The organism is Streptomyces sp. NPDC054770 (assembly GCF_053611985.1).
The window spans coordinates 1-10,190 of sequence record NZ_JBSHBL010000144.1; the positions used below are offsets into that span (position 1 = coordinate 1).

The window sequence follows — 10,190 nt, forward strand, 5'->3', positions numbered from 1 at the left end:
CCGCCGTACCGGGTACGGGTCCTCACGCACGGATCGCATGGAACAACAGCTCGCTCGCCTCGGCCCAGCGGTCCGCCACGTCCGTCCGGCCGTGCAGCACGTCCGAGATGTGCTGGGTGCCGAAGAAGGCGGAGACCAGCACTCGCGCGGCCGACTGCGGCAGCACCCCGTCCCGCAGTTCACCGGCGCCCGCGGCGGCGACCAGCAGGGACTCCAGGAGCTCCGTCCAGTCGAGGTACGGCGTCGGCAGCTCGGCGTCGATCTGCGGGCGCTCGATCTGCAGTCGCGCCCCCGCCTGCACGATGACGTCGTCGCGGAAGGCCAGGGCAGCGCGCTCCAGCAGCCGGGCGGCGGTGCCGAGCGGCCCGTGCCCCTCCGTCACGACCCGCTCCAGCAGCATCGGCCAGCGCGCGTAGTGCTCCTCCACCACGGCGACCGCGAGGGCCTCCTTGGTCGGGTAGTGGAAATACACCGCCCCCTTGGTCATCTCCACCCGGTCGGCCACGTCCTTGACCGAGGTGTGGCGGAATCCGTGCTGCGCGAACAGCTCGGACGCCGCCGTCAGCACCAGCTGGCGGGTGCGTGCGGACCGGTCCTGCTTGGGAGCAGGCCCCCTTCTGGTGACGATCTCCTTGTGGACGAACGAGGAGTACGCCGACTGCGGCTCCACGATGGCTCCGTTCCTCTGCGTGTGGCGGCTTCCACCGGTTGTGACCGGCTTCCACGGGTGCGGACATGACGTGTACGGCTCACCGGACGGATCCATCCGGCCGGGTTGACTAAAAACACCCTCCGCAATAAACCTTCCAGAAGGTATCTTTCTTCGGGTCGCTTCCCGTGGGGACGGGACGGCAGCAGGCCCACTCCCGCTGCCGCGACTTGGGGAGGAACCAGAACATGCATTTCGTACCACCACTTGCCCTGCCGTCGGAACCCCGCGGTCTCCAAGACCTCTGGAGCGGCCTCGGTTTCGACCACCCCGTGCCGTGCGAAACGGTACACAAACACGCCACCGGCGAAGTCCTGCTCACGGACGCGGCCCGCCTGGACGCGGAGCGGTTCGCCGTCGCCGCCGTATGGCACCGCGACCACTTCCTCGACGACCTGCGCGGCCGGACGTCCGACCCGGTCCTGCTGGCGGAGACGGCACGGCAGGCCGCCATCCATCTGTCGCACCGCTTCCACGAGGTGCCGTACGGCCACCACTTCGTCCTCAGCGAGCTCGCCGTGGAACTCACCGGGCCGCTGCCCGCACCGGGCCCGGCCCCCCTCGCCCTCGGTCTCGACGCGCGGTGCCTGCGTACGGACCGGCACCCGCGCCGGACGAAGCTGGAGCTGGACGCGGAGGTGCACACGGAGCACCGGCGGCTGGGGCGGGCCCGGGTGCGCTGGGAGGTGCTGGAAGACCGCCGCTACGCGCTGCTCAGGAAGCACGGCGCACCGGACACCGGGGCGGCTCCCGCGCCCGAGCCCAGCAGGGCCGTGCCCCTGCCGCCGTCCCGTGTCGGGCAGCGGCAGGACCGCGACGTCCTCATATCCGCCGACCGGGCGCGACCCGACCGGTGGTGGCTGCGGCTGGACCTCGATCACCCGGTCCTCTTCGACCACCCGTCGGACCACATACCGGGCATGGCCCTCATGGCCGCCTTCCGGCAGGTGGCCGTCGTCACCGCCGCGGACACGGACCGGTACATACGGTCGCTCGTCACCCGGTTCAGCTCGTTCGGCGAGCTGGACCTGCCGGTGTCGGTCACCGCGGAGCGCGTCGGCGAGGCGGGCGGCACCGGGCGCGCGGTCGAGCTCCTGCTCCGAGCGGAACAGGGAGGCCGCGAACTCGCGTCCGCACGCGTGGTGTGCGCGCTGCCGTGCGCCGACCGTCAGCTCGCCGGATCGACATGCTGACCGTGCCAAGGACGGAGAGCACATCGGCCCGCCTGGTCCCGGAAGAGGCCGGGCTGACGGCCCTCGCCGGCCGCGAGGCGCTCCGGGCGGAGGCACGGCGCCGGCTGTCGCCCGAGGTCGCGGCCGCCATCACCGCCGCCGGGTTTCCGCGCCACTTCGTGCCGGACCGGTGGGGCGGCGCGGCCGGGGAGTTCGGGGCGCTGGTGACCGGCGTCGCGGAGGTCGCCGAGAACTGCGGGTCCACGGCGTGGTGCGCCGCGCTGTTCGCCGCGCACGGCCGGCTGGCCGCCTACCTGCCCGCCGAGGGACAGAGCGAGGTCTGGGAGCGGGGCCCGGGGGCGCGGATCGCCGCCGCGGTCGTACCGCCACAGGGCCGTGCCGTGGCGGCGGACGGCGGCTGGCGGCTCGACGGCGAGTGGCGGCCCGCCAGCGGGGTAGACCACGCCGACTGGGTGCTGCTCGCCTCGTGGACACCCGGCGGGGCCGACCGGGAGCACCGGATCTTCGCCGTGCCGCGCTCGGAGCTGGCGGTGCTGGACACCTGGCACACCTCGGGCCTGCGCGGTACGGGGAGCAACACGGTGGCGGCCGACGGGGTCCGGGTGCCGGCCCACCGTTCGTTCACACTGGACGCCCTGCTGCGCCCGCTGCCCGGGGCGGCCCGCTGCCACACGGTTCCCTTCCCCATGGTCGCCGCCCTCGTCTTCGCCGCTCCGCTCCTCGGCATCGCCCGCAGCGCCCTGCGCATCTGGACGGCGGAGCGGGCCGCGGTCGCGTCCCCGCACCCGGCGACGGCCACCGTGCTGGCCGGGGCCTCGGCCCGGATCCACACCGCGGGACTTCTCCTCGACGGCGCGGCCGGGCGGGCCGACCACGGGGAGATCACCCCGCTCGCGGTGGCCGAGAACCGGCGGGACGCCACGACCGCGGCCGCCCTGTGCCGGGAGGCGGTGGACGATCTCTTCCGCGCCTCCGGTTCGCGCGCCCAGTCGGCGGACCACCCGGTGCAGCGTGCCTGGCGGGACGCGACGGCCGCGGCGGGACACGGCACGCTCGATCCCGACGCGGCGGCGCGGGCCTACGCGGCGGCGGTGCTGTCCCCGGAACCGGGCGGTCCGCGGTGACCGAGCCACGACACCGGCCCCCCGTAGCCTTCTTCGACGTCGACGAGACCCTGCTGGCCACGAAGACCCTGCTCGACTTCTGGGACTTCTGGGCCGCGTCCGGTACCTGGCCGGTCCCCGCCCGGCTGCCCGATCTGCGGGCCCGCGTGGCAGCGGGCGAGGATCGGGACACGCTGAACCGGGAGTACTACCGCCGGTTCGCCGGGGTGCCCGTCGGCACGCTCAGGTCGGCGGCGCGCCGCTGGTACGACGCCCACCGCGGGGGGCCGCGGGCGTTCGTGACGGCCGGGGTCGAAGCGGTCGACGGGCATCGGCGCCGCGGCCACGAGGTGGTGCTGGTGTCCGGTTCCCTGCGCCCGCTGCTGGAGGCGGTGGCCGAGGACTTCGGAGCCGTCGGGGTGCGCTGCACCGAGCAGGAGGTGACGGCCGGCGGGCTGCTCACCGGCGAGGTGGACCGGCCGATGATCGGGCGGGCCAAGGGCGACGCCGTCGCGGCCGTCGTGCGCGAGCGCGGAGTGCGTGCCGAGGACTGCTGGGCCTACGGCGACCACACGAGCGATCTCGCCATGCTGCGCTCGGTCGGACATCCGGTGGTGGTCGGCGGCTCCCCCCTGCTGGTGACGGAGGCCCGGCGAGCCGGCTGGCCCGTGCTCGGCGGCCACACCGGACCGCGCCGCACGGCCCCCCACACCGACCGGTCCGTCATGGCCTCGGAAAACGGCCGATGACCGGCCGGCTCCACCCTCCTGAAAACATTCCTTCGCGAGGGTATGTTTATCCTCTCGCCGAGACTGGAGGGCACCCGCATGGTCAAGCAGGAACGGGCACGGCGCACCCGGGAGAAGGTCCTGGACGCCGCCGCCGAGGAATTCGCCGTCCAGGGCTACAGCAGGGCCACACTCAACGCCGTGGCCGCACGGACGGGGATGACGAAAGGAGCCCTCTACGGGCACTTCGCATCCAAGGAGCTCCTCGCCTGCGCCCTGCTGGCCCAGTCCCACGAGGTGTGGGAGGAGATGCTGCTGACCCGGAACACCCCCGGCGTCACCGCCCGGACAGCACTGGAGACCCTCGTCCTCGACCTCGCCCGCCGGCTGAAGGCGGACGTCCGGCTGCGGGCGGCCATGCGACTGGCCACCGACTGCCCGAGCCTGACGCGGGGCCTGCCGGACGTCTCGGGGGACGTCCAGCGCAACCTGGTCGAGCTGGTCCGGCGCGCACAGCAGGAGGGCGGTATGCCCCCGCGGCCGCCCGAGCTCGTCGCCCAGCTGCTGCTGACCGCGATGCACGGTGCACTGCACGTGTCCTTCGGGCCGGCGGGGTGCACTGATGCCGCGGCCTGGGAGTCGGTGTGGCAACTGCTCCTCGACGCGCTCGCCGGCGATCCGCGGCCGCTGCCGGACGGGCAGGTGGCCGAAGGCGGCGCGCGCAACTGATGAGCAGCGCGTTGCGGAGGCGTAAAAATACCTTCCCGAAGGGATTTTTCTGTGATGCTGAGATGGCCCAGTTCCGCCCGGACCACCTCGGCACGGCAGCGGGCGGGCCGGGCGCGGCAACGACTCGACACGTGAAGGGGGCAAGCGAATGACTGTGCTGGACGAACGGGTCGAGCCGTTCCCAGGCGGCCGCATCGGCACCGGCGAGGTCCTCGGCGACCCGACCCACGAGGGGGTCAGACGCGCCGTCACCCATGCCGAGCACGTCGACGACTTCGACATGCGGCACCTCCGGTATTTCCTGACCGTGGTCCGGGCCGGCACCGTTTCCGGAGCTGCCCAGGAATTGCGGATATCCCAGCCAAGTCTGAGTCAGCAGATCAAGAGACTGGAGCAGCGGATAGGCGCTCCGCTTTTCATCCGAAGTTCACGTGGTGTCGAATTGACCACCGGCGGGCGGGCGTTCCTGCGGGAAATCCAGAGCATTCCCGGGCAGCTGCGGTCCGCCATCGCGGCCGCCGCGCCGTCTCCCCTGCTCTGGCCCGTGGGCGTGTGCGGCGGGGTGCCGGCCGAGGTACTCGCCGAGGTGCAGAACGGCCTCACCGGGCAGGACACCGACCGCACCGCAAGCCCCACGGACCCGGTACTGCGGATGCGGTCGGTCAACGCGGCGGACCAGTCGGAGCTGTTGCAGCACGGCGAGATCGCGTTCGGCATCGTACGACTGCCGGTGGCCGTGCCCGGCCTGGTACGGGCCGTGGTCTGGGACGAGCCGCTGGGCGTCGTCATGGACGCCGGCCACCCACTGGCCCGCCACCCCCGGCCGACCTGGGCGGACCTCTCGGCACAACGGCTCCTCTGGTACGACGAGGGGTGCGCGCCCGGCTACGCGGACACCGTGCCGGCCCAGCTCACCGCCCTCGGCTGGAACGCCGTGCTCCACCCCGTCGACCAGGACCAGCCCGCCCTGTTCGTGCACGCGCTGCAGACCGTCGGCGACGTGGTGGCGCTGCGCCCGCGGCTCAGCGTGGAAGGCGACCCGCAGCTCGTGTGGCGCCCGCTGCCCACCGCCGCGGCACCGCGCGAGCGCCTGGCCGTCACCACGCTCGCCGGCAGCCGCTCGGCCCGCTACCTGCGCGCGGTCGCCGCCCGGCGCGGCTGGCCGTTCCTCTCCTGATCACCGATTCCGCCGTCCCGATCGCCCCGGAGCCGCCTGCGGCTCCGGGGCGATCCTTTTCTGCCGGTCGTTCCGCCTTTACCGGACAGCACCGGGATTTCTTCGGGAGCCACCCGGAACATTTCATTCCGCGTTCCGGCGGGTTAATTCCGTCACCCCCATAGGCCAGGCCCTATGACTGCCACGCGCTTTCCGTCTTGGACATCGAAGAACACCGGAATCTAGTCTTTGAAACACGGACCAGTGGCTGCGGAAATTATCGGCGGCCAGGTGTTTCGTCACCCCCCCCCATTTCCGATCCGTTCATCGGCCGCGCCGGGAAACAGAGGAGAAGCGTGATCTCGACCAAGCTGACCGAGCTGCTGGGAATCGACCATCCGATCGTCAGCGCCCCGATGGGCTCCGTGTCCGGCGCACGGCTCGCCACCGCCGTCACCCGCGCCGGCGGACTGGGGCTGGTGGGCGTCAGCTACGGCGACGCCGCCTTCATCGACGAGCACGTGGCCGCGACGGCCGAGCAGGGCGGCGTCTGGGGCGTCGGCTGCGTGATGTTCACCTTCGACGAGCGCCCGGGTCTGTGGGACAAGGTGCTCGGCTACGCGCCACCGGTGATCGCCCTCTCGTTCGGCGACGCCGACCAGGTCCGCCGGTATGCGGGCTCCGCCGCCGCGAGCGGGGCACAGGTGGTGGTGCAGGTGCACGACCGCGAACAGGCCGCGGTGGCCCTGGAGGCCGGGGCGTCGGTGCTGGTGGCCCAGGGCGCCGAGGCCGGCGGCCACCACAAGACCCAGGCGACGCTGCCGCTGATCCCCGCCGTCCTCGACCTCGTGCAGGGCGCGGTCCCGGTGGTGGCGGCCGGCGGTTTCGCGGACGGGCGGGGCCTGGCGGCCGCGCTGGCCCTCGGGGCCGACGGCGTGATGATGGGCACCCGGTTCGCGCTCACCGAGGAGTCCATGGGCACGGCCGGCTTCAAGACCGCCCTGGTGTCCGGCGCCACCGCCGATCTCGTCGACACCCGCTCCTTCGACGTCGTGCGCGGCATTCCGTGGGACGAGATGTACACGGCACGGTCGGTGAGCAATGCGTTCACCCGCGCCTGGACCGGGCGGGACGCCGAACTGGCCGCGCGGCGGGCCGACATCGAGCCCGAGTGGACGGCGGCCGTCGCCCGCGACGACACGGCGCAGCGGGCGCTGTTCGCCGGCGAGGTACTGGACCTCGTCGAAGAGGTGCGGTCGGCCGAGAGCGTGGTGCGGGACACCGTCATGGACGCCGAAACGATTCTTTGTGACCTTGCCGGGCGGGTCACGTCCGCACGGTGAACGTCACCGGGGGGCTCCGCCCCCCGGACCCCCGTACCGGCCTGAACGGCCTCGCCCTCGAACTCCCCCAGCGGGGGTACCCCCAGACGGGCCGTTGTAGAAACGGAGTTGGCAAGTGATCCATATCCTCACCCTCACCTACCTCGTCCCCCGTGACACCGTCACCGCGCACATGGCGGAGCACAAGGCATGGCTGCGCGAGCACGCGGACCGGGGACGCATCCTGCTGAACGGGCCCCGCCCGGACGGCGGCGCGGTCGTCGTCACGGCCGACCTCGACGAGGCCACCGTGCGCGAGCTGGTCGACAGCGACCCCTGGACCCGGCTCGGCATCGCCTCGTACGACATCGTCGCCTTCGAGGCACGCAGCGTCAGTCCCGGCGTGGTCACCGCGGCCGAACCCGACGAGAGCGTGCTGCTCATCAACGTGGCCACCACCGACGACGCGCCCGCCTCGGTCGACGCCCTCGCCTCGGCCGTGGAACACGTCGCCGCCACCGCCGACGGCTTCCGCGGCTCCCGCCTGCTGACCGCCGTCGACGGTGACGCCATGGTCAACCTCGCGGCCTGGACGGACGAGAAGCGGTTCAACGCCATCTTCGACGACCCCGAGTTCATGCGCCGCTACGAGGCCTTCGCGAAGACCACCACCGGCGCCAAGTACCGCCTGTACCGGACGAGTCGGGTCATCACTCCGAAGCGCTGACCACCGCCCCCGACATACGTCAACACCCAGAAGGAGACAGCATGTCCACCTCGTCCACGTCCGCCGAGTACGACCTCGTCGTCGTCGGATTCGGCGCCGCCGGACTGTCGGCCGCCCTGTCCTTCGCGGAGGCCACCGAGGGTCGCGCGACGCCCGCCCGGATAGCCGTGCTCGAAAGGGCGGCCGAGAAGGACCGCGGCGGCGCCACCCGCTGGACCGGTGCCTTCCTGCGCATCGACCAGGAGCGGCAGCTGGACACGGACTGGGCCGCGCACGTCGGCCGGGTCTCCGGCGGCCTGGCCGACACCGACTACTGCCGTACCGTCGAGCGGGAAGCCCCGCAGACCCTGGCCTTCGTCGAGAAGCACGGCGTCGAGATCGCCTTCGAGGACTTCCCGCTCCCCCACACCTTCGCCGCCGGCACCCCCTCCATGACCAAGCCGGCCAGCCCCCGGGGCGGCGGCGCCTCGATCGTGGAGCACCTGGGCGCCGCCCTGGAGCGCGACCCCCGCGTGGAGATCCACTACGAGACGGAGGCACTGCGCCTGACCACCGCCGAGGACGGCTCCGTGGACGGTGTCGTGGTCCGGGGCGCCGACGGCCGCACCCGACGGCTGTCCGGCCGTGCGGTGGTGCTCGCCTGCGGCGGCTTCGAGGGCAACGCCGAGATGCTCACCCGCTACCTCGGCGACCGCGCCTGCGACCTCCCGCTGATCGCGCCGGGCATCGCCAACAACCGCGGCGACGCGCTGCGCATGGCACTGGAACTCGGCGCGGACACGGCCGGGCAGTTCGACGGCATCCACGCCGAACCGGTCGACCGCCGCACGACGAAGGCGGACTCGGTGCTGTACGGCTTCCCGGCCGGCATCTTCGTCAACGGCCGTCTGGAGCGCTTCTTCGACGAGGGCCGCGACACCTGGGACAACACCTTCGAGCACATCGGCTACGAGATCTGGAAGAACCAGGACCAGGAGGCGTACTGGATCGCCGACGCCAAGACCCTGGCGATCCCCGGGATCATGAACTCCCTGCTCAGCGACGTGCCTCCGGAGCAGGCGGACACCCTGGAGGAGCTCGCCGGAAAGCTCGGTGTCGACGCCGAGACGCTGGAGAAGACCGTCGCCGAGTTCAACGCGGCCGTCGCACCCGGGGAGTTCGACCCGACCCGCCTGGACGGCAAGCACACCGTCGGCATCACCCCGCCGAAGTCCAACTGGGCCACCCCGCTGGACACCGCGCCGTTCATCGGCGTCCCGGTGACCGCCGCCATCTGCTTCACCTACGGCGGTGTCCGCACCGACCTCGACGCCCGTGTCGTCACCCCGTCCGGCACCGCGATCCCCGGCCTGTACGCCGCCGGCGAGGCCACCGGCCTCTTCTACCACGCCTACCCGCCGGCCACCTCGGTCCTGCGCTCGCTCATCTTCGGACGGCTCGCCGCACACCACGCGGCCGCCCGGCAGACCGCCTGACCCCACCCCACGTCAGCAGCTTCTGGAGACTCCATGAGTATCGTCAACATCGACGTCACCCTCCGCGACGGCGGCTACCGCAACGGCTTCGCCTTCCCGCTCGAATACGCCCTGAAGCACGCGAAGCTGAGCGTCGAGGCCGGCTTCGACTGGATCGAGATCGCCTACCGCAAGGGCTCCCTGCTCCCGATACCCGACCTGGGGCTGACCGGCCGCGGCGACGACGACTTCATCGCCGCGATGGCCCAGGAGATAGGCCCGGAGCGGGTCGCGATGATCCTGCACCCGAAGAACATCACCCGCGACGACCTGCCGGCCATGTACGCGGCCGGCGCCCGCCTGGTCCGGATCATCCTGCCCGCCAAGGGCTACGAGACCGGCCTCGGCCACATCCGGCAGGCCAAGGAGCTCGGCTTCACGGTGGGCGTCAACTTCGCCCGGATCAGCCAGTGGCCGGGCCGGGACGTGGTCGAGGTGGCGACCGCCGCCACCGACGCCGGCGCCGAGTTCGTCTACCTCGCCGACTCCAACGGCAGCCTCTCCCCCGTCGACACCACCGACCTGACCACCCTGACCAGGTCGGTCACCGGCGGCCCGGTGGGGCTGCACGCCCACAACAACCTGGGGCTCGCCCTGGCCAACGCCATCAGCGCGGCCGCGGCCGGCGCGACCTGGATGGACTCCTCGATCCAGGGCATGGGCAAGGGCCCCGGCAACCTGATCGCCGAGCAGTGGCTGGCCCACCTCGACCGGACCGACCCGGAGGCCGCCGCACGGCTCGACCTGGCCCCGGTCCTGGAACTGGCTGACCTGCTGCTCGCCAACATCCCCGAGGGCAGGCCCTCGCTGCCGCTGCCGGACCTGGTCCTGGGCCGCTACGACCTGCCGGTGGAGCACCGCAAGGACCTGCTCGGCGAACACGGCGAGGCCATCGCGACCGCACGCACCCTCGCCGGCGTCCGGTGACCCACGCCGGACCGGCCGTGGCGGGGGGGGGGGGGGGGCCGGGGTCGGGCGGCGGCGGGGCCGCGCCGGGCCGGCGGGGGCC

At 72.6% G+C, this 10,190-nt stretch carries 10 protein-coding genes; 9 read left to right on the forward strand and 1 reads right to left on the reverse strand.

Annotated elements, in window-relative coordinates; all coding sequences use genetic code 11:
* Positions 1-22 precede the first annotated feature (22 nt).
* Positions 23-670, reverse strand: coding sequence for a ScbR family autoregulator-binding transcription factor (locus tag ACWGKQ_RS50735; RefSeq protein WP_453298930.1), 648 nt, complete (start codon positions 668-670; stop codon positions 23-25).
* A 227-nt stretch (positions 671-897) separates the two neighbouring features.
* Between ACWGKQ_RS50735 and ACWGKQ_RS50740 the strand changes: the two genes are divergently transcribed.
* The 9 genes from ACWGKQ_RS50740 to ACWGKQ_RS50780 all read left to right on the forward strand — a co-directional run bounded on the left by ACWGKQ_RS50740 (position 898) and on the right by ACWGKQ_RS50780 (position 10,108).
* Positions 898-1,902: a ScbA/BarX family gamma-butyrolactone biosynthesis protein gene (locus ACWGKQ_RS50740; protein ID WP_453298931.1), complete on the forward strand. Its 1,005-nt coding sequence runs from the start codon at positions 898-900 to the stop codon at positions 1,900-1,902.
* Positions 1,896-3,026: an oxidoreductase gene (locus ACWGKQ_RS50745; RefSeq protein WP_453298932.1), complete on the forward strand. Its 1,131-nt coding sequence runs from the start codon at positions 1,896-1,898 to the stop codon at positions 3,024-3,026. The genes ACWGKQ_RS50740 and ACWGKQ_RS50745 overlap by 7 nt, the downstream gene beginning before the upstream one ends.
* A complete protein-coding gene (locus ACWGKQ_RS50750) occupies positions 3,023-3,754 on the forward strand; it encodes an HAD family hydrolase (RefSeq protein ID WP_453298933.1) in 732 nt (243 codons plus the stop codon). The genes ACWGKQ_RS50745 and ACWGKQ_RS50750 overlap by 4 nt, the downstream gene beginning before the upstream one ends.
* Before the next feature lie 78 nt (positions 3,755-3,832).
* Positions 3,833-4,462: a TetR family transcriptional regulator gene (locus tag ACWGKQ_RS50755; RefSeq protein WP_453298934.1), complete on the forward strand. Its 630-nt coding sequence runs from the start codon at positions 3,833-3,835 to the stop codon at positions 4,460-4,462.
* Positions 4,463-4,610: 148 nt separating this feature from the next.
* On the forward strand, positions 4,611-5,639 hold the full coding sequence (locus ACWGKQ_RS50760; protein ID WP_453298935.1) for a LysR family transcriptional regulator: 1,029 nt from the start codon (positions 4,611-4,613) through the stop codon (positions 5,637-5,639).
* Positions 5,640-5,974: 335 nt separating this feature from the next.
* The gene (locus tag ACWGKQ_RS50765; RefSeq protein WP_453298936.1) at positions 5,975-6,961 is read left to right on the forward strand and encodes an NAD(P)H-dependent flavin oxidoreductase; all 987 of its coding nucleotides are present in this window, start codon (positions 5,975-5,977) and stop codon (positions 6,959-6,961) included.
* Positions 6,962-7,076: 115 nt separating this feature from the next.
* Positions 7,077-7,667 (forward strand): YciI family protein, encoded by a 591-nt coding sequence (locus ACWGKQ_RS50770; protein ID WP_453298937.1) that lies wholly within the window; start codon positions 7,077-7,079, stop codon positions 7,665-7,667.
* 41 nt (positions 7,668-7,708) lie between these two features.
* Positions 7,709-9,142: an FAD-binding protein gene (locus ACWGKQ_RS50775; RefSeq protein WP_453298938.1), complete on the forward strand. Its 1,434-nt coding sequence runs from the start codon at positions 7,709-7,711 to the stop codon at positions 9,140-9,142.
* 33 nt (positions 9,143-9,175) lie between these two features.
* Positions 9,176-10,108 carry a hypothetical protein gene (locus tag ACWGKQ_RS50780; RefSeq protein WP_453298939.1) on the forward strand — a complete coding sequence of 311 codons (933 nt, stop codon included), beginning with the start codon at positions 9,176-9,178 and terminating at the stop codon, positions 10,106-10,108.
* Positions 10,109-10,190 lie beyond the last annotated feature (82 nt).

What these genes read in the sequence shown, in the direction of transcription:
- ACWGKQ_RS50740 (WP_453298931.1), top strand. Translation starts at nt 898, where the DNA reads ATGCATTTCGTACCACCACTTGCCCTGCCGTCGGAACCCCGCGGTCTC.
- ACWGKQ_RS50745 (WP_453298932.1), top strand. Translation starts at nt 1,896, where the DNA reads ATGCTGACCGTGCCAAGGACGGAGAGCACATCGGCCCGCCTGGTCCCG.
- ACWGKQ_RS50755 (WP_453298934.1), top strand. Translation starts at nt 3,833, where the DNA reads ATGGTCAAGCAGGAACGGGCACGGCGCACCCGGGAGAAGGTCCTGGAC.
- ACWGKQ_RS50760 (WP_453298935.1), top strand. Translation starts at nt 4,611, where the DNA reads ATGACTGTGCTGGACGAACGGGTCGAGCCGTTCCCAGGCGGCCGCATC.
- ACWGKQ_RS50775 (WP_453298938.1), top strand. Translation starts at nt 7,709, where the DNA reads ATGTCCACCTCGTCCACGTCCGCCGAGTACGACCTCGTCGTCGTCGGA.
- ACWGKQ_RS50780 (WP_453298939.1), top strand. Translation starts at nt 9,176, where the DNA reads ATGAGTATCGTCAACATCGACGTCACCCTCCGCGACGGCGGCTACCGC.